23 protein-coding genes are annotated in these 24,036 nt (G+C 42.9%); 3 read left to right on the top strand and 20 right to left on the bottom strand.

What is annotated here, in order from left to right:
• The coding region (locus ACUNWA_RS14900) for an MBG domain-containing protein (protein WP_445592717.1) at nt 1-2,668 on the top strand (2,668 nt) is incomplete at its 5' end.
• A gap of 32 nt (nt 2,669-2,700) precedes the next feature.
• Entirely contained in the window at nt 2,701-3,597 is an 897-nt protein-coding gene (locus ACUNWA_RS14895; protein ID WP_445592716.1) for an outer membrane beta-barrel protein, read from the top strand.
• A gap of 426 nt (nt 3,598-4,023) precedes the next feature.
• Here the strand turns inward: ACUNWA_RS14895 and ACUNWA_RS14890 are convergent, their stop codons facing one another.
• The 10 genes from ACUNWA_RS14890 to ettA all read right to left on the bottom strand — a co-directional run bounded on the left by ACUNWA_RS14890 (nt 4,024) and on the right by ettA (nt 18,071).
• Entirely contained in the window at nt 4,024-5,559 is a 1,536-nt protein-coding gene (locus ACUNWA_RS14890) for an MBOAT family O-acyltransferase (RefSeq protein WP_445592715.1), read from the bottom strand.
• Nucleotides 5,537-6,904, bottom strand: coding sequence for a hypothetical protein (locus tag ACUNWA_RS14885; RefSeq protein WP_445592714.1), 1,368 nt, complete (start codon nt 6,902-6,904; stop codon nt 5,537-5,539). Before ACUNWA_RS14885 ends, ACUNWA_RS14890 begins: the two co-directional genes overlap by 23 nt.
• A gap of 69 nt (nt 6,905-6,973) precedes the next feature.
• The gene (locus tag ACUNWA_RS14880; RefSeq protein WP_445592713.1) at nt 6,974-8,593 is read right to left on the bottom strand and encodes a transglycosylase SLT domain-containing protein; all 1,620 of its coding nucleotides are present in this window, start codon (nt 8,591-8,593) and stop codon (nt 6,974-6,976) included.
• A gap of 9 nt (nt 8,594-8,602) precedes the next feature.
• Nucleotides 8,603-9,193: a DUF5683 domain-containing protein gene (locus ACUNWA_RS14875; protein WP_445592712.1), complete on the bottom strand. Its 591-nt coding sequence runs from the start codon at nt 9,191-9,193 to the stop codon at nt 8,603-8,605.
• 23 nt (nt 9,194-9,216) lie between these two features.
• On the bottom strand, nt 9,217-10,095 hold the full coding sequence (locus ACUNWA_RS14870) for a ParB/RepB/Spo0J family partition protein (RefSeq protein ID WP_445592711.1): 879 nt from the start codon (nt 10,093-10,095) through the stop codon (nt 9,217-9,219).
• A 15-nt stretch (nt 10,096-10,110) separates the two neighbouring features.
• Nucleotides 10,111-10,911: a ParA family protein gene (locus tag ACUNWA_RS14865; RefSeq protein ID WP_445592710.1), complete on the bottom strand. Its 801-nt coding sequence runs from the start codon at nt 10,909-10,911 to the stop codon at nt 10,111-10,113.
• Between the two features lie 129 nt (nt 10,912-11,040).
• Nucleotides 11,041-12,030: a bifunctional heptose 7-phosphate kinase/heptose 1-phosphate adenyltransferase gene (locus ACUNWA_RS14860; RefSeq protein ID WP_445592709.1), complete on the bottom strand. Its 990-nt coding sequence runs from the start codon at nt 12,028-12,030 to the stop codon at nt 11,041-11,043.
• Nucleotides 12,031-12,232: 202 nt separating this feature from the next.
• Entirely contained in the window at nt 12,233-14,704 is a 2,472-nt protein-coding gene (priA, locus tag ACUNWA_RS14855; protein ID WP_445592708.1) for a replication restart helicase PriA, read from the bottom strand.
• A 254-nt stretch (nt 14,705-14,958) separates the two neighbouring features.
• The gene (locus tag ACUNWA_RS14850) at nt 14,959-16,125 is read right to left on the bottom strand and encodes an OmpA family protein (RefSeq protein ID WP_445592707.1); all 1,167 of its coding nucleotides are present in this window, start codon (nt 16,123-16,125) and stop codon (nt 14,959-14,961) included.
• Nucleotides 16,126-16,385: 260 nt separating this feature from the next.
• The gene (gene ettA, locus ACUNWA_RS14845; RefSeq protein ID WP_445592706.1) at nt 16,386-18,071 is read right to left on the bottom strand and encodes an energy-dependent translational throttle protein EttA; all 1,686 of its coding nucleotides are present in this window, start codon (nt 18,069-18,071) and stop codon (nt 16,386-16,388) included.
• 140 nt (nt 18,072-18,211) lie between these two features.
• Between ettA and ACUNWA_RS14840 the strand changes: the two genes are divergently transcribed.
• Nucleotides 18,212-18,577 (top strand): response regulator, encoded by a 366-nt coding sequence (locus ACUNWA_RS14840; RefSeq protein WP_445592705.1) that lies wholly within the window; start codon nt 18,212-18,214, stop codon nt 18,575-18,577.
• An 85-nt stretch (nt 18,578-18,662) separates the two neighbouring features.
• On the opposite strand, the gene rplQ is transcribed toward ACUNWA_RS14840, so the two are convergent.
• The 10 genes from rplQ to rpmD are packed head-to-tail and all read right to left on the bottom strand — an operon-like array spanning nt 18,663 to nt 24,032.
• On the bottom strand, nt 18,663-19,193 hold the full coding sequence (rplQ, locus tag ACUNWA_RS14835) for a 50S ribosomal protein L17 (RefSeq protein WP_445592704.1): 531 nt from the start codon (nt 19,191-19,193) through the stop codon (nt 18,663-18,665).
• Nucleotides 19,194-19,199: 6 nt separating this feature from the next.
• Nucleotides 19,200-20,192, bottom strand: a complete 993-nt coding sequence (locus ACUNWA_RS14830) for a DNA-directed RNA polymerase subunit alpha (protein WP_445592703.1) — start codon at nt 20,190-20,192, stop codon at nt 19,200-19,202.
• 19 nt (nt 20,193-20,211) lie between these two features.
• A complete protein-coding gene (gene rpsD / locus ACUNWA_RS14825) occupies nt 20,212-20,820 on the bottom strand; it encodes a 30S ribosomal protein S4 (protein ID WP_445592702.1) in 609 nt (202 codons plus the stop codon).
• A gap of 21 nt (nt 20,821-20,841) precedes the next feature.
• Nucleotides 20,842-21,231 carry a 30S ribosomal protein S11 gene (rpsK, locus tag ACUNWA_RS14820; RefSeq protein ID WP_299579607.1) on the bottom strand — a complete coding sequence of 130 codons (390 nt, stop codon included), beginning with the start codon at nt 21,229-21,231 and terminating at the stop codon, nt 20,842-20,844.
• Between the two features lie 11 nt (nt 21,232-21,242).
• Nucleotides 21,243-21,620 carry a 30S ribosomal protein S13 gene (rpsM, locus tag ACUNWA_RS14815; protein WP_445592701.1) on the bottom strand — a complete coding sequence of 126 codons (378 nt, stop codon included), beginning with the start codon at nt 21,618-21,620 and terminating at the stop codon, nt 21,243-21,245.
• 27 nt (nt 21,621-21,647) lie between these two features.
• Nucleotides 21,648-21,764 (bottom strand): type B 50S ribosomal protein L36, encoded by a 117-nt coding sequence (gene ykgO, locus ACUNWA_RS14810; RefSeq protein WP_101013359.1) that lies wholly within the window; start codon nt 21,762-21,764, stop codon nt 21,648-21,650.
• Nucleotides 21,765-21,775: 11 nt separating this feature from the next.
• Nucleotides 21,776-21,997 carry a translation initiation factor IF-1 gene (gene infA, locus ACUNWA_RS14805; RefSeq protein WP_445592700.1) on the bottom strand — a complete coding sequence of 74 codons (222 nt, stop codon included), beginning with the start codon at nt 21,995-21,997 and terminating at the stop codon, nt 21,776-21,778.
• Nucleotides 21,998-22,037: 40 nt separating this feature from the next.
• Nucleotides 22,038-23,381 (bottom strand): preprotein translocase subunit SecY, encoded by a 1,344-nt coding sequence (gene secY, locus ACUNWA_RS14800; RefSeq protein WP_445592699.1) that lies wholly within the window; start codon nt 23,379-23,381, stop codon nt 22,038-22,040.
• 4 nt (nt 23,382-23,385) lie between these two features.
• Entirely contained in the window at nt 23,386-23,832 is a 447-nt protein-coding gene (gene rplO / locus ACUNWA_RS14795) for a 50S ribosomal protein L15 (RefSeq protein WP_445592698.1), read from the bottom strand.
• 20 nt (nt 23,833-23,852) lie between these two features.
• Entirely contained in the window at nt 23,853-24,032 is a 180-nt protein-coding gene (gene rpmD / locus ACUNWA_RS14790) for a 50S ribosomal protein L30 (protein ID WP_053187501.1), read from the bottom strand.
• Between the last annotated feature and the right edge of the window lie 4 nt (nt 24,033-24,036).

Below are 24,036 nucleotides of genomic sequence, written 5' to 3'. Positions count from 1 at the left end.
CATCACACAAAAAGCCATTACAGTGACTGCCGATGCCGGAAAAACAAAAATCTATGGCGAAGCAGACCCGGTATTCACTTACGCAGTTGCTCCTGCCTTAGTGGCTGGTGACAGTTTCTCGGGTGAATTGAGCCGCGCAGCTGGCGAAGATGTTGACTTGTATACGATCACTCAGGGTACATTAACAGCCGGAGCCAACTACGACCTTAGCTTTGTCAGCAACGATTTCAGCATCACACAAAAAGCCATTACAGTGACTGCCGATGCCGGAAAAACAAAAATCTATGGCGAAGCAGACCCGGTATTCACATACGCAGTTGCTCCCGCTCTGGTGGGTGGCGACAGCTTTTCAGGTGAGCTAACCCGCGCAGCTGGTGAAGATGTTGGGGCCTACGCGATATCTCAAGGGACATTGACAGCCAGTACCAACTATGACCTCAACTTTGTTAGCAACAATTTCAACATTATGCAAAAAGCCATTACCGTGACTGCCGATGCCGGACAAACAAAAGTATATGGTGAAGCAGATCCTACATTCACATACGCAGTTGCTCCCGCTTTGATAAGCGGCGACAGCTTCTCGGGTGAACTGACCCGCGCAGCTGGTGAGGATGTTGACTTGTATGCCATCACTCAAGGTACATTAACAGCCGGAGCGAACTACGATCTCAGCTTCGTCAGTAGCGATTTCAGTATTACGCAAAAAGCCATCACGGTGGCTGCCAATGCCGGACAAACAAAAATCTATGGCGAAGCGGACCCGATATTCACTTACACGTTTGCTCCCGCTTTGATAAGTGGCGATATCTTTTCGGGCGAATTGAGCCGGGCAGCTGGTGAAGATGTTGACTTGTATACGATCACTCAGGGTACATTGACAGCCGGAGCAAACTACAACCTCAACTTCGTCAGCAACGATTTCAGCATCACACAAAAAGCCATTACGGTGACTGCTGATGCCGGACAAACAAAAGTATATGGCGAAAAAGATCCTATATTCACATACGCAGTTGCTCCCGCTTTGGTGGGTGACGACAGTTTCTCGGGTGAGCTAACCCGCGCGGCTGGTGAAGATGTTGACTTGTATGCCATCAACCAAGGTACATTGACAGCCGGAGCGAACTACGATCTCAGCTATGTCGGCAACGATTTCAGCATCACACAAAAAGCCATTACGGTGACTGCTGATGCCGGACAAACAAAAATCTACACTGAAGCAGACCCGGTATTCACTTACGCAGTAGCTCCCGCTTTGATAAGCGGCGACAGCTTCTCAGGTGAACTAATCCGCGTAGCTGGTGAAGATGTTGGGGCCTACGCGATATCTCAAGGGACATTGACAGCCAGTACCAACTATGACCTGTCGTTTGTTGGCAATGACTTCAGCATTCTACAAAAACTCATTACCATTACTCCTGATGCCGGACAAACAAAAATCTACGGCGAAGCAGATCCGGCAGTATTTACCTATTCGGTTTCTCCTGCATTGGAGAGTGGTGATTCGTTTAGCGGACAGTTATCAAGAGTGCCCGGCGAGAAGGCAGGTTCCTATGCCATCACTCAAGGTAGTTTGAGTGCAAGTTCGAATTACGAGCTGTCCTTGGCCAGTGAAACATTCACTATCGAACCAAAATCGCAAAGCATCAGCTTCAACCCAATTCCCGCGAAGCACCTGGAAACCGATGCGGATTTCATGCTTGCAGCCACTGCAAGTTCTGGTCTGCCGGTTACCTACAGCTACACCTATAATGCTGCAGAAGCTCCTGCAACCGTTTCAGAAGATGGATTCGTGAGCTTGATGACTTCGGGAGAAGTTGAAGTTACAGCTTCGCAAGCAGGGAACGCAAACTACCTGCCTGCCGAGCCGGTCATCCAGCGTTTGACCATTACAAGTTCGGATGCTAGTATCCACAGCTTGACGATCGACGGCGAAGGATTCGTCCACCCGGAACAGGAATTCTTTTATCGGATGGATTGCGACAACCAAGAGCCGTCAATAACAATAAACTACAGTACTGACCCCAATGCCAGCTCTAGCGAACCAAATCCATTGGTGATTGCAACACCGGCTCGGGGGATTTACAGTCAAAGCGTAACCATCACCTCTCAAGACGGAACCCAGCAACAAACCTATCACATCACTATTGAAAAGCGCTTCGACTTTGATGAAATTATCAAACAGAAGTACAACAACGTGTTGTTGGTAAACAACAACCCAGCAACCAACGGCGGCTATCGTTTTGTGACTTTCAAGTGGTATAAAAACGGCCAGCTGATTGGAACCGGACAATACTATTCCGCAGGACAAAATGCTTCGGACGTGTTGGATCCAAACGCTTCCTATTCGGCCGAATTAATTACCGACGAAGGAGAAGTGATTCAGGTCTGTGATTTCAATATTGATTTGGACGACACCTTTACGCTGACAGCAAGTCCCAACCCGGTAAGAGCGGGAAGCACGATTGAAATAGCAACCAACTACAGCGACAATATGCTAAGCGACCGCACGGTGCAAATCACCAGTCTCTATGGTGCACCGGTAATCCGACAGGTATCGGCCAGCAACAACAACACCATTACTCTTCCCAACAGCATGGCGCCGGGAACTTATGTGGTGACAACAGTTGCATCAGGAGTCATCCTCACCACCAAAATCATTGTTCAGTAATTCGTCTGGTAGCATTAAAAAAAATAAACAACATGAATCATTTCAAATTCAACCAATACAAACCAATACTGATTGCAGCTATCCTGCTATTAGCAGCAGGAACAGCGAAAGCCCAATATTACCAATTGCCGAAGGGAGAGCTTTCGGTTTACCTGAAAGGGCTCAACTCGAAATTGAATATAGACATGGGTGAAAACGGCGACAGTGACACTCGCTACGGTGCCGGCTTCGGTGTCCAGTATAATTACTACTTTGCACGGAGCTGGAGCTTTTCGGGTGCCTTGGAATACCAATCGTATCGCTCCAAAACCACCCTCGACAACTTTACCGACAGCTACAGCCTGAGTGATGCTGAGGGCGACGACATGATTTTCCGTAGCTCGGCTAGTGTATACCAAGAATGGCAATCGGTCGGCATGCTGAACATTCCGCTGCGCATTCAGTGGGAAACCAAAGGCCATTCGACCAAGCTGTTTTCAGCAACCGGAATCCAGTTGGGCCTTCCGCTTGTTGCCAACTACACGGCAACAGCCTTTGGCTTGGAAACTTCCGGCTACTTTCCGCAATGGGATGCCCATTTGACCAGTCCGCGTTTTATGGGGTTCGGAAGCTGGAAAGCACATAACAGCGGTAAAGAAAAATTGAAACTAAAAACCAGCTATTCATTTCTATTCGAGCTAGGTATAAAACGGGAACTAAAAGCATTTCGCCACCTGTACGTGAGTGCCTATGTGGAACTTGGACTGAACGACCTTGTGAAAGGAAATAACCCGCAAGCGCCCCTTATCGGCTACGATGTCAATAATCCGACTGAGTTCCAATATGCCTCGCTTATTTACAGTTCTCCGCAAACCGTCGGCGACAATTATGTGCATAAAGTCACTAGTCAAAGCTTCGGCTTCCGAATGCGTTACGCTTTCAGCTGGTAGCAAATCGCGGAGCAAAAAAGGTTTCGAAATAACACAAAAGCACTTCAGTTCGCTGAGGTGCTTTTTTCGTTTCAAAATCACTGTTTCGTCCTCCCTCACTGGATTTCATTTTTTCCGCTCGTTCGCCTTGCGGCAATATGGTAAAATCGGCACCAAAAACCCTGACCAACCAAGAAATATAGTTTCCCAAGGGCGTTGCCCTGCGCTGATGCTATGGCCCCATTGGGGCGAAATCACACAGGTATAAAACAAAGCTTAACAGGTAGGTAGAAGCATTTTCTTTTCGCCCAAGTTCATCGACTCAACGATTTATGGCATAAATAAAAAATGTAAGCTTTAATGTCTCAAGCGATGTGCGTGAATGCAAGAAAAACAGGTAATTCATCCGCGTATTACCGCTGGCTGATTTTCCTGAAACTCATGTTGCTAAAACCGAAAATAAATAAACGGTTGCAGGTTGCTTTGAGCCACCAGAGCAATAAGCAATAGTATAAGCACGACCAGAGGGATTTGCCCCCAAGCAGGAAGTGAGATAAACGCTCCTCGTAGCTTTTCCTTGTATCGGTTAGGAGTCCAGACTAACACCAATCCAAGAAAAAAAACAAGCAATACCCACTGATAACTCTGCCAGCCCAGATGCAAGTTTTCGGGAAAAAAATGAAACCGTAGCTGATAAAAAAACTGTTGAATGGTACTATAATCGCGCGCCCGGAAAAAGAGCCAAGCCAAACTCACAACCTGAAAAGTAAAAAATACAGAAACGATCTTTTTCCAGCTTCTGGTTTTCGCTCCCAGAGCAAAGGTATTCCGAATCAATTTTTCCATCACCAAACCCAATCCATGAATAGCTCCCCATATTAGAAACCGCAAGTTGGCTCCGTGCCATAAGCCACCAAGAATCATGGTAATGAATACATTTATCACTGTTCGCCCAAGCCCTTTCCGGTTTCCACCCAACGGAATGTACAAGTAGTCACGTAGCCAAAGCGACAGGGAAATATGCCAGCGATGCCAGAAATCGGTCAAGCTGGTAGCTTGGTATGGTGCGTTGAAATTTACAGGTATTTTAAAACCGAGAATCAACGCCAAGCCAATGGCGATGTCGGTATAGCCCGAAAAGTCCCCATAAATCTGGATGGAATAGGCATAAACAGACAACAGGTTTTCCAGCCCCGAATAAGCTAGCGGTGCCTCAAAAGTACGATCGACCAAGTTAAGAGCCAGAAAATCGGCAATGACCATCTTCTTAAACAGCCCCTTGGTAATCAAAAAAATGGCATGACTGAATTCTTCCTTTTTTAAGCTAAACTTCTGATACAGCTGTGGAATAAACGAGGAAGCACGAACAATGGGACCGGCTACCAACTGCGGAAAGAAACTCAAATAAAAGCTAAAGTCCAGCGGATTTTTCACCACTTTCGAATCTCCCCGATAAACATCAACCAAATAGCTAATGGCCTGAAAAGTGTAAAACGAAATTCCAATCGGCAACAAAATCGAATCTTCATCAAGCAAACTGCCAACAGCTCGATTGACCAACCAACCAACCCAGTTAAAAACCTGCCAATCGGTTTGAAACACCCAATTGACCTGCTCCACGAAAAAATACGCATACTTAAAGTAAGCCAAAACCAACAAGTTTAAACCCACAGCAGCGATCAAACAAAACCGCTTTCGCGATTGCGCATGAATCCACAGGCCGAAGCCATAATTCACCAAACACGAAAAGGCCAGCAGAAGCAAAAAAGCGCCATTCATTTGGTAATAAATAAACCAACTGATGACAAGCAAATACACATTTCGAACTGCATTTCGCTGATACACCAACGAATAAAGTCCCAAAAAAGCCGTAAAGGCAATCCAAAAAGCTAGCCCGGTATAAAACAAAGGTTCCTCAGGATGGTACTGCCATATACTTTGGATGCTATGTATGATCGATTCATTCATCGGCAACCAAGTCATCTGTTTTGTTTAACTCCTTCAAAAGCAAACGTGCCAATTCTTCACCAACAACAGCTGCTCCTTCGGCCGAGAAATGCACATAATCCGTTCGCCCCAAAGCCGGGCTTCGCTTCACCCATTGGCTCATGGCACCTTTCCCGCCCATAAAAGCCTGCAAGTCCCAAAAAGCAATCCGATTTTGCATGGCTATTTCGTACTGAATGGCCTTAACTTGCGGAATATTCGGGTAGGAAGAATAGTGCCCATCCTGTTTTTGAGCCATGTCGGAAACTCCGACAATCAGAATAGGGACTTCTGGTCGAATGCTTTTTAGATACGAAATCTGTCTTTGGAAATACCTGCGAAAATGGGCATAGTCATTCGATTGATAAGGCACCAGGTTCACCCCAAAATGCAACACAAACAAACCAACATTTACTTGATCCAACATTTGGCAAATGGTCTCCTGATTGGATGCATGAAAAGTTGGATAAGACAACCCGCGCAAAGCAATATTGTCAACCAGCACCCCTGTCCCGGATTCCAATGACAAGCCGGCAATGTTCAAGGTATCTTTAGCCAGAAAGTCGAAATGAATATCTTCAGGTGTCCGGTTAAACTGAAAATCAAGTGTGGACACCTTTTGGTGTGGCAGCAAATAGCCGGAATAGATCACTTCTCGCCCCTGTCGTACGATCACCCGACAGCTGTCGCGAGCCGTATAATACAGCTTCATCAGTTCATAATCCGGTTGGGGACTCAGGCGTTTGATCCGTTTAATCCGAAACCATCCTTCCGGGTTAGCAGCAGTCAGCAGAGCATTTTTAAACAACAAACTTTCGTTGACAAAATCTTTATCCTTAAAGGTCTTGATTTCCCATCCATCGGAGGGCTCAATCAGCAATTGATGTTGGATATTGTAATACTCGTCCAGCGCCACAAAACCAGGCCCCCTACCTGCATAGTTCGCTTGCAACCGTTTTCGCAACACCGATGTAATCCGGTCATTTTCAATTTGAGAATCGCCAAAGTACAGAATCCGAACAGGTAAGCCTGAATGCAGCACTGACTGCAATCGCTCAGCAAGAAAATGAAAGTGCAGAGAATCGGTCTTAGCAAAACAGAAAGGGGTTGGCCGAAAAAGCACGACCTCCTCGTCTTGCTCCTTAACCATTTCGTCAGCAGACACACCCTCGTAACGAAGAGAGTCGGCTATTGGAGTATCCTGTAGGGCTGAATCAAGCACCATTTCTCCATATTCCGGAGCCAAATTAGGCATTGCCGGGTCATCCTTCCACAACAAAAGGAGAACGGTAAAAATTAGCAGTAGAATAAGAAAGTATACGAATTCCCGTATAGGTGTCATGTTGCGAATTTAGCTTCTCTCTAAAAGTAAAGCTAAATTCGTGTATCTGCAAATGCCTGAAAAACTTCCTTAAGACCGACTTTGAATTTTCAGTTTTTGTCCGACCTGAATCTTGTTCGCATTGCGAATATTGTTCCACCGCATAATGTCGTTATTCGACACTCCGGGAAACTTCCGGGCAATGGACCAAAGATTGTCTCCCCGACGAACCGTATAATAAACGTACTTCCCATCGGCACTAGTCTGCGTGCTGGCTGAGGTGGTTTTCGTTACCGGAGTTTTCTTCTTGTAGGCTTGCTTTTCGGCGAAATTCATACGATTTACACTGGCAAAAAAGTCAGCTTGTCCCTGAGGTACGTATATCGCCAGTTTTTGTCCAACACGAATCAGGTTTCTACTGATATTATTCCAGTAGCGTAAGTCAGAAACCCGCACGTGAAACCATTCTGAAATATAGCCCAAGTTATCGCCTGACTTTACCGTATAAAGCACCTTGTCTTTGCCGCTAATATTCGAGACATGATGGCTATTGCTGCTTTTGGGGTTGATGATTTCGTTATTGGGGAAAAATTCATCTCGCTTAAACGCATAAATAGCATCCTCATTATCGATGAACTCCGCAACCGATTCGATTGGTATTTTCAGCGCGTAATGCTTATCCTTTTTCGCCGGAATAATATTCATGCGGTATTGTGGATTAAGTGCCTCCAGAGCTTCAACAGGAATGTTTGCCATCGCTGAAACCTGATCAAAATGAAGATAACTATTGATCATGATTGTATCCGTAACAATTGGAAAATCGGGGTACCGCACTTGCAGGTTATGCTCCTTGTAATTGTTCATCACATAAGCTGCAGCAATAAAAGCCGGTACATACCCCCGGGTTTCGCGTGGCAAGCGATAATAAATGGACCAATAATCGCGTGCGCCACCGGAGCGACGAATCGCTTTATTCACATTACCCGGACCACAGTTATAGGCTGCAATCACCAAATGCCAGTTTTTATAAATCTTATATAAATCTCTCAGGTAGCGTGCAGCCGCATCGGTTGACTTTACCGGATCGCGCCGTTCATCCACAAATGTTCCGATCTCGAGTCCCAGCATTTTCCCTGTTCCATACATAAATTGCCACAAGCCAACGGCATTGGCCCGTGAGCGAGCTGTCGGATTCAATGCTGATTCAATAATAGCCATGTACTTCAACTCCATGGGCATATCATATTTATCAAGGGCTTCCTCAAAAATTGGAAAATAAAAATTGGCCAGCCCTAACATCATCTCCACTTGGTCGCGACGACGCTGGGTATATAGTTGGATAAAGTTCTTAACTGTTTTATTGAAGGATAAATCAACGTAACTGTCAATCGCCTGCAAACGATCAATGTAAACTGAATCGGGGATAGACACAACTGGCAGACTATCTTGCATGCCCCCCCCAGAAGGCATCTCAAACACGTTTTGGATGTACCAGGAATTCAACAAACTATCAATCTTTTCAGCAAAAAGATCATTCAGATTTTCGTCAGGAATACGATATTTCTTTTCATACCCTTCAACGCTATCTAAAGCCACCACCTCAATGCTGTTCACACGCTTTACAACTTCCTTATCACTCCTATCAGCAAAGACGTTCATCACGGCCAAACTGATTAAAAAAACTCCTGCTAATCCTAGTTTTCTCGTCATATCCTCCCCTTAAAATCTTATATTTAAATTAACCCCTAATGCTCTTTGATCGGCACAATACACTGGCCCCGGAGCCCATTTAAACGTCAAATCGTCACTAATGTCGAAATCGAAAAAATGAGCATCGACACTGGCATCGATTATATTGAGCACATAAAATGCAGCTGTCGAAATAATAACCAGGTCACGATTACGCCTGGCGTTATTCTTTGCCCGTCCAAGTCTGTCGGTAAACTGTTGCATCTGACTGTCCCAACGTCCATCCTCATTAAACTCCTGAAAGGAATTTGTGTTTGGATCATCATCCACAATATCGGCGTAAGCCTGCCTGTATACCATGTATTGATCATTATTCCAGTCGATGAAATAACCGAAAGCACCAAAGCCAATATAAATCAACGGAACTTTCCAGTATTTCTTATTATAGATCTGCCCCATCCCTGGCAAAATGGCCGAATAGATTGTCGCCTTACGAGGCGAATGCGCTGGTTTCTCGAGCGCCACGGCAACACTATCGACAGCTGTTACTTTCTGGGCAGATGCAATAAATCCTGTTGATAAAAACAGGATTACTAGTACGGCTTTTAATATATCGTTCAATGTTTTCTTTTTTTGAAATCGAATTAGCCATTTCGTTTGTCAAGAATGCTAATAATTCGCTCCAGGTCTTTTGGCGACCCAAACGGGATAACGATCTTTCCTTTCCCTTTATTGTTGAGCGAAAAGTCAACTTTTGTATTAAAAAAGCGACTCAGGTGTTCCTGCAACTCTCCATATTCTGCCGGATGCTTTTCCTTGGGGACTGATGCGGCCGATTTCTTTTCAGTAGAATTAAGCTGACGAACCAGCTCTTCCACCTTGCGAACGGAGAGGTCATTTATCAGAATCTCCTCATAAATTGCTAATTGATCTTCCGGATTTTGAATATTAACCAAGGTGCGGGCATGTCCCATCGAAATGGTTTTGTCCACAATTCCTTTTTGAATCAAAGCGGGCAGTCGTAACAAGCGTAAATAATTTGACACGGTAGAACGCTTCTTGCCTACCCGGTCGCTCAAACTCTCCTGAGTCAATTGGCATTCCTCAATCAACCGCTGATAAGAAAGTGCTATTTCGATGGCGTCCAGATCCTCACGCTGAATATTTTCTACCAAGGCCATTTCCAACATGCCTTCATCTTCGGCCTTACGCACATAAGCCGTTATTGTGCTTAGCCCTGCCAGCTTTGAAGCTCGAAAGCGACGTTCACCAGCAATAATCTGGTATTTATGATCTGCAACCTTGCGAAGTGTAATCGGTTGAATAATGCCAATTTCGTTGATGGAAGCAGCCAATTCCTTCAGTGCTTCTTCATCAAATTTTGTCCGGGGTTGAAACGGGTTCGCTTCAATTTCTTCAATTGCTATTTCACTGATGGATGAACCAGCATCGTATTCTCGATCACGATCCGCATCATCAATCAAAGCACCTAACCCTCTACCCAATGCATTCCTTTTTGCCATTATTACGCGAATTTTTTAATCTATTACTTTTTCTGATTTTTTAACCTTCGTAAGATCATTCTTCTGCACAATCTCCCGAGCCAAGTCCATGTAATTTTCAGCTCCACGCGAACTGGCATCATATAAAACTACTGGCTTGCCATAACTGGGAGCCTCACTAAGTCTGATGTTTCTTGAAATTGTAGCTTCAAAAACCATATCCCCAAAATGAGTGCGTACTTCTTCCAACACCTGATTCGACAAGTTTAACCTGGAATCGTACATCGTCAATAAGAAACCTTCAATTTCCAGCTCAGGATTTAATCGAGTCTGAATAATTTTGATGGTATTCAGCAGCTTTCCTAGACCTTCCAAAGCGAAATATTCGCATTGGACCGGAATGATAATTGAATCGGCAGCTGTCAGCGAATTAACGGTTATCAGACCAAGGGATGGCGAACAATCAATCAAAATAAAATCGTAATCATCTCTAAGCTTCTCAATCACCACTTTCATCACTTTTTCCCGATTGGGCAAGTTGAGCATTTCAATCTCAGCACCAACCAAGTCAATGTGTGAAGGGATCAGATCCAATCCTTCAATTTCAGAATTAAAAATGATTTCCCGTGGATCAATATCGTCTACGATACATTCATAAATACTGGTTTTTACATCTCTGACATCAAACCCGATTCCGGAAGTAGCGTTTGCCTGAGGGTCAGCATCAATTATCAACACTTTATATTCTAAGACAGCCAAACTGGCTGCCAAATTAATCGCTGATGTTGTTTTTCCTACGCCTCCTTTTTGGTTGGCTAGTGCAATAACTTTTCCCATAGTACTTTTACTGATTTTCGCTGAGTTCCAAAGTTAATATTTTATGCATAAAATGATCGAGGAATTGCAAAATTAAATTGTGATTCTGCCTAATACTCTGATCCTAAAAATCTTAATTTATCTTGTATTTTAAATCTTTAGAGCTTCCCTTTTAAGCTTCTCTTTATCAATTGGTACGACACCTGATTTCTCACACACAAGTCCACCTGCGAGGTTTGAAAGCTGCGCCATAAACTTGATTGGCAGGCGTGCTGCCAGACAAAGACTAGCCACGGCAATCACCGTATCTCCAGCTCCCGAAACATCCGCAATATCGCGGATCTCCGCCGGAAAGTAACTCTGTGTTAATCCGTTACTAATGATCACCCCCAATTCGGACAGGGTAATAAATATCGCCCCCATTTTTTTGTCCTTTTTAAACTTCTCAGCCGCTTCCAAAATAGCCTGGAAGTTATTCTTGTCAACAGGTAGTTCCAGTCCTTCCTTAAACTCTCTAAAATTGGGTTTGAAAAGATCTACCCCAGTATAATTGTTAAAGTTCCGCTTCTTTGGATCAACCGCAATTAAAATCTTTTTCGAGTGCGCCAGTCGAGTTATTCTGTCAATTAACGATTGAGTAATCATTCCCTTGTCATAATCAACAAATACAATGACATCAAACTTTTGCGCAGCGACAAGTGTCACAATACGATTATAAACACGGTTCTCCAGATCGGCATCAATCAGTTCAGTCGTCTCTTCATCAACCCGGACAACCTGCTGTCGGGCACTCATAATTCGGGTTTTCACCGTTGTTTGCCGACTATCGGTCCGCAGAATTCCAGCCTCCGACAAACCTCTTTTTTCAAGCAGCTGCATAAAAATGTCGCCTTTCAAATCGTTTCCGATTAGCGAAACCAGAACAGGTGTTGCTCCCAGCGCCTGCAAGTTTAACGACACATTACCTGCTCCTCCGATTCGATTTTCCAGCTGACCGACGGAGACAATGGGTATCGGAGCCTCGGCCGAAATTCGATCAATAGATCCCCACAAATACGAATCGACCATGGCATCACCAACAACAAGTGCTCTGATGCTGGAAAATGTTTTAAAAACCGCTTCTACCTTTAGTTTCGTCACTGCCTAATTTGAGTTTATAACCTACAAAAGTAGTAAAAATTGAAAGTGCTAAAAATAATAATGATTTTCGGATAAAAGCTCAGGTTCCAAAGCTTGCATCCTCTGCTAATCTCTACTGACTTGCCGTATAAAAGCTCTTCTATATTTTCTAATTTCGTGACTTCGAATTAAACTTGAAACCGGAGACTGAAAACCTCTTGACTTACATCGGATCAACATCAGCATAAATAACCAGGCCAGTATTATTGGGGAGCGATTTAACCTGATCAATCGAATCCATCAGTATTTTCTTTCCCTGTCCCAGCGCTTTGTTCTTATCCAATTTTAGCCAAATTTCTTTTTGATACCAGGATTGAATTCTTCCGACAACCGGATATTCCGGCCCCAGCACCTGATTACGAAATACCGTCCGCAACATGCCTGCCAACTGATTAGCCCCCAAATCCAGCCGCTCCCGGTTTTTATGCTTGACGACAATTTTGATCAACCGAAAATACGGCGGATACCGAAAAAGTTTACGTTCCATCATCTGCCGGTTAAACAGTTGATTGAAGTTGTTGTCAACCACCTCCTGCAGCACCTCATGTGTCGGCTGCGACGATTGAATCACCACCTTGCCCCGCTTTCCCTTACGACCCGCTCGACCACTCACCTGTGCCATCAACTGAAACGAACGCTCAAACGACCGAAAGTCCGGGTAATTAAGCAATTGGTCACCATTCAGAATTCCAACCACCCGCACATGATCAAAATCAAGCCCCTTGGTAACCATTTGAGTCCCGACCAGCAAATCAATTTGCCGATTCTCAAACTTATAAATCAGTTGCTCAAAAGAACGGCGGGCGCGCGTCGTATCCATATCCATCCGTGCAATACTGGCGCTGGGAAAAAGCAGGCCCAGTTCCTCCTCGATCTGTTCGGTCCCAAACCCTTTGGTTTGAATATCTTCGGACGGACAATCGCCACAATGAGTAGGCACCCCTGTGGTATGCCCACAATAGTGACAAACCAAGCCAGACCGAAACTTGTGGTAGGTCAAACTTACATCACAGTTCTTACATTTGGGAATCCATCCACAGCTTGTGCATTGCATGTAGGGAGCAAATCCTCGCCGGTTCTGAAACAAAATCACTTGCTCCTTGTTCTCAAGTGCCAGCTTTACCTCATCATACAAAGCTGGCGTAAGCAAAGACATCATTTGCTTCTGGCGAGTGGCTTTCCTGATATCCGCAACCACAATTTCCGGCAATTCGATTCCCTTGTAACGCTCCTTAAGCTCGACCAGCGCATACTTTCCCAGCTTGGCATTAAAATAACTTTCAAACGAGGGGGTAGCTGTTCCGAGCAAAACCGGCGCCTGATGAATTTGACCTAGAACTACCGCTAGATCTCTGGCGTTATAGCGTGGTGCCGGATCAAACTGCTTGTAACTATTTTCATGTTCCTCATCAACAATAATAAGTCCCAGCTTCTTAAAAGGCAGGAAAACAGCCGACCGGGCTCCGATGACCACTTGGTAGGACTCTTTACTATCATTCAGAATATTGAACCAGATTTCAACTCGCTCGGCATCATTGAATTTGGAGTGATAAATTCCGGCCCGATCACCAAAAGCTCGTTTAAGGCGGGTGATCAATTGTGAGGTCAAGCCAATTTCAGGAACCAGGTACAACACCTGCTTGCCTTCGGCTAAAACCTCCTCAATTAGTTTAATGTAAATCTCTGTTTTTCCGCTTGAAGTCACCCCGTGCAACAATACCGGGCGATTGGTCTGAAACTCCTTCTTCAACTGTTGCAAGGTTCTCTCCTGTGCTTCATTCAAATCATAAAGGTATTGGTCATCGGTATGGTTCATCTCCAACCGTCCAATCTCAACCGACTCAACGGCAAGAATATCCTTTTCGACCAAGGCTTTTAAAACAGCATCTGAAACCCCACTTTGCTCCAGCAATTCCTTCTTTGGGAGTCGGCTCTTCTGATCAAAACTGTAGCTAGTTTCATGTAAGAAAAACTCTAGAAGCTCTTTTTGTTTCCGGGCTTTATTTATTTCTTCGAATACCTTCTCGATGTGTTCTGTCGAAGAAATTCGCTCCGATAGCTGCACAAACGCAATTGTTTTAGGTTTGTAGCTGTCCTTCAGCTTCTCTTCCATCAAAATCGCATTCTTCTCCAGCAATACCTTCAATGTTGCATACGAAGATTTCTTACCCAAGAACTGATTAATTTCCCGAATATTGGCTTGCCCTCGCCCTTGTAGCATTAAAAGCAAGGCTTCCTCTTCACCTGTCAACGAACTGGCAAGATCGAAATTGGGGTTAAAACTAACATTAGACTGGCTTTCCAGTTTCAAAGCTGAAGGCAATGCTGCTTTGAAAACTTCGCCTAACGAACAACAATAATAATGGGCTACCCATTCCCAAGCTATAATTTGAGCCTGATTAACAATGGGATCGTGATCCAGGATGCCATCGATCTCCTTCAGCTCAAAATCCCCTTTCGGATGCTGGTAATGCAGTCGATAAACCAAAGCCGAAAAGAACTTACGGGCTCCAAATTGCACTACAACCCGAATACCAACTTTCATATTGGGCTCAAAGCCTGGCGACACCCGATACGTAAATTTATCACGCAGCGGCAGGGGTAATATAACATCGGCAAACATCTGGCTTGACATACTACAAACATCGGAATTTTTATCCGTTTTGAAGAAAGACAAGTCGATTTTCAATTTGAACAATACGTAAGAACTAAACAGCCAGAGTACTCAGACGAAAGTTAAATTCTTCCGATTTAGAAATGCAGGCAAAACCCAAAAGGCTTACTCCTCAATAGACTATTTCGGATAAACACAAAAGACCCCGAGGCATAGCCCCGAGGTGTTTTCTAAATCATATCTATTTGAACTCACACTAACTGTGCATGAAAAACTTATCGAATACTAAAAGTTACTCGACGTGCTAACTGGCGGGCATTTGGAGAGCTCTCATCAACACTCGCATCTTCGCCTTTTCCTTCGGTATGAAGGCGTGATTTCTCGATTCCAGATTTAGCCAAAACGTCAGCAACTGCTTCAGCACGTTTGGTTGACAGCTTCTTATTGTAATCTTCTGTTCCTTTTTCATCAGCATAACCAACCAAGTTGACGCTAACTCCTGCATTTTTCATCATATAAGTTCTTAGGACATTAATGGCATCAGCAGCACTCTTATCAACTTTTGAGCTATTGAAATCGAAGAAGATATTGACATAGCCTTCGTTAATTAAGCGAGCAATTACATCTTCATCAGCATTAGTCAACAGGGCCACCTGAGCATCCAAATCATCCACGCGTTTATTCAACTTGTCATCAGCATCTTTAACTTTTTGTGCATCTTCTTCGCGTGATTTCTTAATCTGAGCTTCCAGGTCAGCAATGCGTGAATCCATAAGTGCCAGGTACTCATTTTCACGAACTCTCCAATCAACATGAGTTTCATTTCTACCTAAGTAATACGAAATTCCAATAGTGCCGTTAAAAACAAACGGTTCGTTATTTCTCTGTGCACGACCATCCCACGTCCGGTTTTGACGAACATTAAAGCCCATTGTTCCATCAATATTAAGCGATACGCGGGAAGACAATTTAATTTGACCTGTTAAACCAGCCAGAGCAGTGCCGAAATGGTCTCCACTCGAAATATTGTCATAATCTAACACACCGACACCAAAACCACCATGTGCCAATAGGTTAAAGGTCTGCGTCCAGGTTTCAAAATGAAGTAAACGTCCAACGCCAATCACACCTTGAATATCAAACTGGTATTGCTTGGTCGTAAAATCAAGGGTCGACTCTTCCGCTTGAAAATTATTGTAAATAAGACCTGCTTTTAAACCAAAAAATTCATTGAACATGTAACGAGCTCCCAGCTCACCAGACAAGAAGTCAGGAGTTGCCGTACTATAATCTCGTGCCACATTTCGGTAAGGCTTTGTTAAGCCAATACCCGCATCAATAGACCAGTGATTGAAATCAGATTCTTCCATGGAAGATTCTTGCCCATAACTAACTCCTGCAATCAAGCATGTTATTACAAATAGAAGTAGTTGTTTTCTCATAATTTAGTTGTTTATCCAGAATTAAAATTATTCTATTAATTCGTATTCTTTAAAGCATCATCAAGAATAAGATTATGAAACAAAACAATAATAGTCAGCAACAGTTTTCCTTTTATTCTTATAGTAATGAATGCTCAAAACGTACATAATGATCAAAGATAGTATATAGTAATGAGCTATTCAATAGTAAAACCATGTAATTTTTCATAAAAAAAGTCCGAAGATACTCTCCGGACTTTGCTGATTCTGAAACAGTAGATTTACTTTACAAGCTTTTTATACTTAATTCGTTTCGGCTCCTCGTCCCCCAGTCGCTGTTTCTTATTTTCCTCGTATTCTGAGTAACTACCTTCGAAATAATACACCTTCGACTCTCCCTCAAAAGCTAAAATATGAGTGGCAATACGATCAAGGAACCAACGGTCGTGCGAAATAACCACGGCGCACCCGGCAAAACTCTCTAAACCTTCTTCCAGAGCCCGGAGGGTGTTCACATCGATATCGTTTGTTGGCTCATCCAGCAGCAACACATTACCCTCTTCTTTCAGAGCCATGGCTAAATGCAGTCGGTTCCGTTCTCCACCAGAGAGCACGCCACATTTTTTCTCCTGATCGGAACCGGCAAAGTTAAACCGAGAAACATAAGCTCGCGCATTCACCTGCCGATTGCCCAAAGGCATCAAGTCATTTCCACCTGAAATAACCTGATAAACGGTTTTATTAGGGTCGATAGCTGCGTGAGATTGGTCCACATAAGCAATACTTACAGTTTCGCCTACCTCAAACGTTCCCTGATCAGGCTCAAGCTGCTTCATAATCATTCGAAACAAAGTGGTTTTACCTGCTCCATTAGGCCCAATAACCCCGACGATACCGTTTGGCGGCAAAACGAAATCCAGTCCTTCAAACAACAAACGATCGCCAAAACCTTTCGCAACACCATGCGCCTCAATAACCTTCTCCCCCAAGCGAGGTCCATTAGGGATGAAGATCTCAAGTTTTTCTTCCTTCTGTTTCGAATCTTCGCTCATTAGTTGGTCATAGGCATTCAAACGGGCTTTTGCTTTGGCATGGCGAGCTTTCGGTGCCATCCGAATCCACTCCAACTCGCGCTGCAATGTTTTCTGACGTTTCGACTGTTGCTTTTCCTCCTGTGCCAACCTGTTTGACTTTTGCTCCAACCACGACGAATAATTTCCCTTCCAAGGAATTCCTTCCCCCCTATCTAGCTCCAGGATCCATCCGGCAACATTGTCCAAGAAATACCGGTCGTGCGTAATACAGATAACCGTTCCTTTATATTGCTGTAAGTGCATTTCCAGCCATTGCACTGATTCGGCATCCAGATGGTTGGTAGGCTCATCCAGAAGTAAAACATCGGGCTCTTTCAGCAACAAGCGGCATAAAGCTACCCGTCGCTGCTCGCCACCGGATAACTCACTTACCAGCTGATCTCCCGGAGGACAGCGTAAAGCATCCATGGCGCGCTCTAACTTAGTATCAAGGTTCCACGCATCAAAACGGTCAATTTTCTCTTGCAACTGAGCTTGTTCGGCCATCAAGGCATCCATTTTGTCCGGATCCTCCAACACTTCAGGCTCTCCAAATTTGAGGTTCACCTCTTCATAGGCTTGAAGTACATCAACTACTTCCTGAACTCCTTCTTCGACAATCTCCTTAACGGTTTTTGTTGGGTCAAGGTGCGGTTCTTGTTCTAAATAACCAACCGTATACCCCGGAGAGAAAACCACTTCACCTTGATATGATTTCTCTAATCCTGCAATTATTTTAAGCAAGGTCGATTTCCCGGAACCATTAAGTCCGATGATACCAATTTTGGCTCCCAGGTAAAACGAAAGAGAAATATCCTTCAACACTTGCTTTTGAGGGGCAAACGTTTTATTCACCCGATACATCGAAAAAATAATCTTTTTGTCGTCTGTCATTTTATGTATGTTTCATTGTATTTAATCCAATCGATCTATTCATCTAGCATAAGCTAGCTCTGAGTTAGCAAAAATAAAGGAAATTCAACACATATATGGCTAACTTTAAACGAGTATTTAATAAACTAATTTAAATAGGTTTGAAGATCTTAGTTGTCGATGATAATCCAATCAATTTAAAGTTTTTGTTCTATTCACTCCGAAACGATTACGAGATTGAAATGGCGAGTGGAGGCGATGAAGCCCTAAGCTTAACCCAAGGAACAAAGTATGATTTGATCTTAATGGATTTGTGGATGCCACTAATTGATGGAGCGGAAACAACCCGTCAAATACGTTCATTGGGAAGTAATGCGAATAACCAAACCCCCATCATCTTCTGCACAACAAGTAATGATGATGAAGATAAACGACGCTGCTTGACTTTTGGGGCGAACGACTATCTGATCAAACCAATTCAGGTTAATCTGCTAAAAGAAAAATTAGAATATTACCTGGGCAACTGAAACCAGGTATAGTTTGCATTCGTGAAAAAAAGAAGAGCTGACCTTATGGCCAGCTCTTTTTATTTTAGTCGTCTGATAATCTAACTTATTCAGCCTTCTTTTCTTCGTCCTCAGCTTTTGGCTCTTCTGCTTTAGCTTCTTCAACAACTTCTTCCACTTTTTCAGGAGCTGGAGCTGCTTCAGTTTCTTTGGCTTTTGAACCACCACGACGTGAACGACGTTGTTTAGGTTTCTCTTCTTTGGTTGACAACAAATTTTCGTTGTAATCAACCAATTCGATGATACACATTTCTGCGTTGTCACCTAAACGGTTTCCTGTTTTCAGGACTCGGGTATATCCACCCGGACGATCGCCTACTTTTTCCGCCACATCTCTAAAAAGCTCGGCAACAGCCGTTTTACTTTTCAAGACGCTAAAAACCATACGACGCGAATGCGTAGTATCGTTCTTTGCTTTTGTAATAAGCGGTTCAACATACATCTTCAGTGCTTTAGCTTTTGCTACCGTTGTGGTAATCCGCTTGTGAAGAATCAGGGAATTTGCCATGTTTGACAGCATCGCCTTCCGATGAGCAGTCTTCCTTCCAAGATGGTTGAATTTTTTATTATGTCTCATTTCTGCTTATTCCTTGTCAAGTTTATACTTACTTATATCCATTCCGAATGTCAGGTTCAGGCCATTCAAGAGGTCGTCCAACTCTGTCAATGATTTCTTACCGAAATTTCTGAACTTCAGTAAATCATTGCGATTGTAGGTAACCAATTCTCCCAACGTTTCCACATCGGCTGCTTTCAAGCAGTTAAGTGCACGAACAGAAAGGTCCATGTCAACTAACTTCGTTTTCAGCAACTGACGCATGTGCAGCACTTCTTCATCAAATTCTTCATTGGCAAACTTCTCATCCGAGTCTAATGTAATTTTCTCGTCAGAGAAGAGCATGAAGTGATAAATCAGAATTTTTGCAGCTTCTTTCAAAGCTTCTTTTGGGTGAACAGAACCATCGGTGCTGATATCAACAACCAACTTTTCATAGTCAGTTTTCTGCTCTACACGATAGTTTTCAACAGCATACTTCACATTTTTAATTGGTGTGAAGATCGAGTCAATCGGAATTAAACCAAACTCAGCATCTACAGGCTTATTTTCAGCGCTGGGAACATAGCCTCGCCCTTTGTTGATTGTTAATTCCACCTGCAATTTAACATCAGCTTCCATCCGGCAAATTACCAATTCAGGATTCAACACCCGGAAACCAGTCATAAACTTGTTGATGTCACCAGCAGTAAATTCTTCCTGACCGCTAATCGAAATAGAAACTTTCTCGCTATCAAAATCTTCAACTTCGCGCTTGAACCGAATTTGCTTCAGATTCAGAATGATTTCAGTTACATCTTCCATCACTCCTTTAATGGTCGCAAATTCATGATCAACGCCTTCGATTTTGAGCGTTGTAATTGCATAACCTTCCAAAGACGATAACAGGATCCGACGAAGAGCATTACCGATTGTGATACCATAACCGGGCTCTAATGGACGAAATTCGAATTTTCCGAATTTGTCATCAGATTCAACCATTATTACTTTGTCAGGTTTTTGGAACGCTAATATTGCCATAATAATACTGAGTAATTTATTATTTAGAATACAACTCTACAATCAGTTGTTCTTTGATATTTTCAGGAATTTCTTCCCGTTCAGGGCGATTTAAGAATTTACCGCTCATCTGAGCTCCATCCCATTCCAACCAAGCGTATTTATTGTAGCGATGTGAAGTCAATGAGTTAGAAATTACTTCCAATGATTTTGATTTTTCACGTACACTAACGATGTCGCCTGGACGAAGTTGGTATGAAGGAATATTAACTAGCTCTCCATTAACCATGATGTGTTTGTGGGTAACCAATTGACGAGCTCCTGCTCTGGTAGCCGCTAAACCCAAACGATAAGCAACGTTATCTAATCTGGCTTCAAGCAACTGCAGCAACACCTCACCGGTAACACCTTTAGAGGCTGATGCTTTCTTAAACAGGTTTGAAAATTGTTTCTCCAAAACACCGTAAGTATATTTCGCCTTTTGTTTTTCCATTAACTGAACACCGTATTCAGACTTTTTACGTCTGCGGCCAGTTTGTCCATGCATACCTGGAGGGTAGTTCTTTTTTTCAAGTACTTTATCAGGTCCGAAAATTGGTTCTCCAAATTTCCGTGCAATTCTTGTTTTGGGTCCTGTATATCTTGCCATTACTTTCTCGTTAAAAAAATATTAAACACGTCTTCTTTTAGATGGGCGGCAACCATTGTGTGGCAATGGAGTCACATCAACGATTTCACTCACTTGAATGCCCACACTATTGATAGCTCGAATAGCAGATTCGCGTCCGTTTCCGGGGCCCTTCACAAATACTTTTACTTTTCTGAGTCCTAGATCGTATGCAGTTTTTGCACATTCTTCAGAAGCTACTTGAGCAGCGTAAGGTGTATTCTTCTTCGATCCTCTAAAACCTTTTTTACCTGCTGATGACCAAGAGATTACTTCTCCGTTATTATTAGTCAATGAGATAATGATATTATTGAATGATGAATGAATATGCGCTTGACCGGTAGCTTCAACATTAACAACTCTTTTCCTACTGGAACTTGTCTTTTTTGCCATAATTCAATTAATTATTTAGTGGCTTTTTTCTTATTAGCTACAGTTTTCTTTCTTCCTTTACGTGTACGGGCATTGTTCTTAGTGCTTTGTCCGCGAACAGGAAGACCAATACGGTGGCGGATACCACGGTAACAACCGATGTCCATCAGTCGTTTTATATTCAGCTGGTTTTCAGAACGAAGTTCGCCTTCAACCTTAAAGCTTTCGTTGATTGTCTTACGAATAGCAGCGAATTGATCATCAGTCCAATCCTGTACTTTCAAATTTCCATCAACGCCAGCTTCTGCAAGGACTTTATTTGCACGACTACGGCCAATGCCATAAATATAAGTCAGTGCTATTTCTCCTCTTTTATTATTAGGAATATCAACTCCAACAATACGAGCCATAAATAAATTTTTTACAAAGTTAATTAATTATCCTTGACGCTGTTTGAACTTAGGATTCTTTTTGTTGATCACATACAAACGGCCTTTTCTGCGCACAATTTTGCAGTCGGCACTGCGTTTTTTAATGGATGTTCTTACTTTCATTATTTCGTACTTTAATTTTTATATCTAAAAGTAATCCTTCCTTTGGTTAAGTCATAGGGAGACATTTCTACCTTAACTTTATCTCCTGGAAGAATTTTGATATAATGCATACGCATTTTACCAGAGATATGTGCTGTTATCACGTGCCCGTTTTCGAGTTCAACTCTAAACATCGCATTCGATAATGCTTCAATGATTGTTCCGTCTTGTTCTATAGAAGACTGTTTTGCCATAAAAAACTTAATTTTAAATTCTCTTGCTTGCTTTTGTAAATTACATCATTGAACCAGCTCCGCCAGCACGTCCTTTAATTCGACCTGATTTCATCAGCCCATCATAATGACGCATCAACAAATGACTTTCAATTTGCTGTAAAGTATCTAAAACAACACCAACCAGAATCAACAACGAAGTTCCACCATAAAAGTAGGCAAACTGGGTGTTAATTCCAGCAATCATTGCAAAAGCCGGCAAAATAGTTACAACCCCGAGGAAAATAGATCCTGGCAGCGTAATACGGGACATCACTGTATCTAAGAACTCTACTGTTCTCTTCCCAGGTTTAACACCAGGAATAAAACCGCCATTCTTCTTCATATCTTCGGCCATCTGAACTGGATTGATTGTAATCGCGGTGTAAAAATACGTAAACAATATCACCAGTACAAATTGAGAAAAGTTATACCAAAATCCTGTATTATCAGCAAATGCAGCCGCAAAACCGCTCATACTTTCTGAATTGGTAAAACCTACCAGACTAATTGGAACGAACATGATTGCCTGCGCGAAGATAATAGGCATAACTCCCGCGGCATTCACTTTCAACGGGATGTACTGACGTACTCCCCCGTATTGCTTGTTGCCTACTATTCGTTTAGCATACTGCACCGGAATTCTGCGGGTACCTTGTACCAGAAGAATCGTGAGCATAAACACAACAAACAAAACAACAAACTCTACCAGGAACATGACCATGCCCCCGCCTTGCTGCTCGAGCCGAGAAATAAATTCGGCAAAAACAGAAAAAGGCAGTCGGGCAATAATTCCGATCATGATAATCAATGAAATCCCGTTTCCTATTCCTTTATCGGTAATGCGCTCTCCTAACCACATAACAAACATCGAACCAGCACACAGTATAACAGTCGATGTTACAGTGAACATCATTCCTCTTACTGCAAAGGCTGACTCAGGTAGCTGAAATGTTAAATTAGTCAAATACGCAGGTGCCTGGAAGATTAAAATCACCACCGTTAAATAACGGGTAATTTGGTTGATCTTTCTTCTTCCCGATTCCCCTTCCTTTTGTAAACGTTGGAAATATGGGACGGCTATTCCCATCAACTGAATTACAATGGAAGCTGAAATGTAAGGCATAATCCCTAAAGCGAAAATAGATGCGTTTGAGAATGCTCCCCCTGAAAACATGTCCAGTAACCCCAGCAACCCATCTGAGGTTTGGTTTTTCAATTCGCCCAGCTGTGCAGGGTCAATACCAGGTAATGCAACAAACGATCCTAATCGGTATATTAAAAGAAAGAATAATGTAATTCCCAAACGAGACCTTAGGTCTTCAATCTTATAAATATTCTTTAGGGTTTCGATAAATTTTTTCATCAGGTTAGAGTGTTTCTGTGGTTCCTTCTAGTTTTTCGATAGCTGCTTTTGCTGTATTAGAAAATGCATGCGCCTTCACCTCTAACTTCAACTTCAATTCGCCATTTCCTAAAATCTTCACCCGGTCATTTTTAGCAGCCAGACCGGCATCAACGATTGTTTGCACGTCAATAGTAGTAAGATTTTTACTTTCTGCCAACTTTTGTAGTGCATCCAGGTTGATAGCTTTATATTCTACCCTGTTTATATTTCTAAATCCGAATTTTGGTACGACACGTTGCAAAGGCATTTGACCGCCTTCGAAACCGCGCGTACGGCTATATCCTGATCTTGACTGAGCTCCTTTATGACCTCTGGTAGAAGTACCACCACGTCCGGAGCCTTGGCCACGACCAATACGCTTATCTTTTTTTACGGATCCTGCTGCAGGTTTAAGATTACTTAAATCCATAATTTTTAGCTTAAACTATTTTAAATTTCTTCAACTTTCACCAAATGGCTCACTTTGCTCACCATACCCAAAATCTGTGGAGTGGCTTCTTTCTCTACAAAGTGATTCAACTTTTTAATTCCAAGTGCTTCAATTGTTGCTTTCTGCACTTTATTGGAACCAATTTTGCTTTTTACTTGTGTGATTCTAATCTTAGCCATAGTT

The organism is Sunxiuqinia sp. sy24, from assembly GCF_052677165.1.
This window is presented reverse-complemented; position numbering and strand designations above follow the sequence as displayed.

Bases quoted from the DNA above. Each gene is read 5' to 3' on its own strand.
- secY (WP_445592699.1), bottom strand. From the start codon at position 23,381: ATGAAAAAATTTATCGAAACCCTAAAGAATATTTATAAGATTGAAGAC.
- rplO (WP_445592698.1), bottom strand. From the start codon at position 23,832: ATGGATTTAAGTAATCTTAAACCTGCAGCAGGATCCGTAAAAAAAGAT.
- ACUNWA_RS14895 (WP_445592716.1), top strand. From the start codon at position 2,701: ATGAATCATTTCAAATTCAACCAATACAAACCAATACTGATTGCAGCT.
- rpsD (WP_445592702.1), bottom strand. From the start codon at position 20,820: ATGGCAAGATATACAGGACCCAAAACAAGAATTGCACGGAAATTTGGA.
- infA (WP_445592700.1), bottom strand. From the start codon at position 21,997: ATGGCAAAACAGTCTTCTATAGAACAAGACGGAACAATCATTGAAGCA.
- ACUNWA_RS14830 (WP_445592703.1), bottom strand. From the start codon at position 20,192: ATGGCAATATTAGCGTTCCAAAAACCTGACAAAGTAATAATGGTTGAA.
- ACUNWA_RS14890 (WP_445592715.1), bottom strand. From the start codon at position 5,559: ATGACTTGGTTGCCGATGAATGAATCGATCATACATAGCATCCAAAGT.
- ykgO (WP_101013359.1), bottom strand. From the start codon at position 21,764: ATGAAAGTAAGAACATCCATTAAAAAACGCAGTGCCGACTGCAAAATT.
- ACUNWA_RS14865 (WP_445592710.1), bottom strand. From the start codon at position 10,911: ATGGGAAAAGTTATTGCACTAGCCAACCAAAAAGGAGGCGTAGGAAAA.
- ACUNWA_RS14870 (WP_445592711.1), bottom strand. From the start codon at position 10,095: ATGGCAAAAAGGAATGCATTGGGTAGAGGGTTAGGTGCTTTGATTGAT.
- ACUNWA_RS14885 (WP_445592714.1), bottom strand. From the start codon at position 6,904: ATGACACCTATACGGGAATTCGTATACTTTCTTATTCTACTGCTAATT.
- ACUNWA_RS14880 (WP_445592713.1), bottom strand. From the start codon at position 8,593: ATGACGAGAAAACTAGGATTAGCAGGAGTTTTTTTAATCAGTTTGGCC.
- ettA (WP_445592706.1), bottom strand. From the start codon at position 18,071: ATGACAGACGACAAAAAGATTATTTTTTCGATGTATCGGGTGAATAAA.
- rplQ (WP_445592704.1), bottom strand. From the start codon at position 19,193: ATGAGACATAATAAAAAATTCAACCATCTTGGAAGGAAGACTGCTCAT.
- rpmD (WP_053187501.1), bottom strand. From the start codon at position 24,032: ATGGCTAAGATTAGAATCACACAAGTAAAAAGCAAAATTGGTTCCAAT.
- rpsM (WP_445592701.1), bottom strand. From the start codon at position 21,620: ATGGCTCGTATTGTTGGAGTTGATATTCCTAATAATAAAAGAGGAGAA.
- ACUNWA_RS14850 (WP_445592707.1), bottom strand. From the start codon at position 16,125: ATGAGAAAACAACTACTTCTATTTGTAATAACATGCTTGATTGCAGGA.
- rpsK (WP_299579607.1), bottom strand. From the start codon at position 21,231: ATGGCAAAAAAGACAAGTTCCAGTAGGAAAAGAGTTGTTAATGTTGAA.
- priA (WP_445592708.1), bottom strand. From the start codon at position 14,704: ATGTCAAGCCAGATGTTTGCCGATGTTATATTACCCCTGCCGCTGCGT.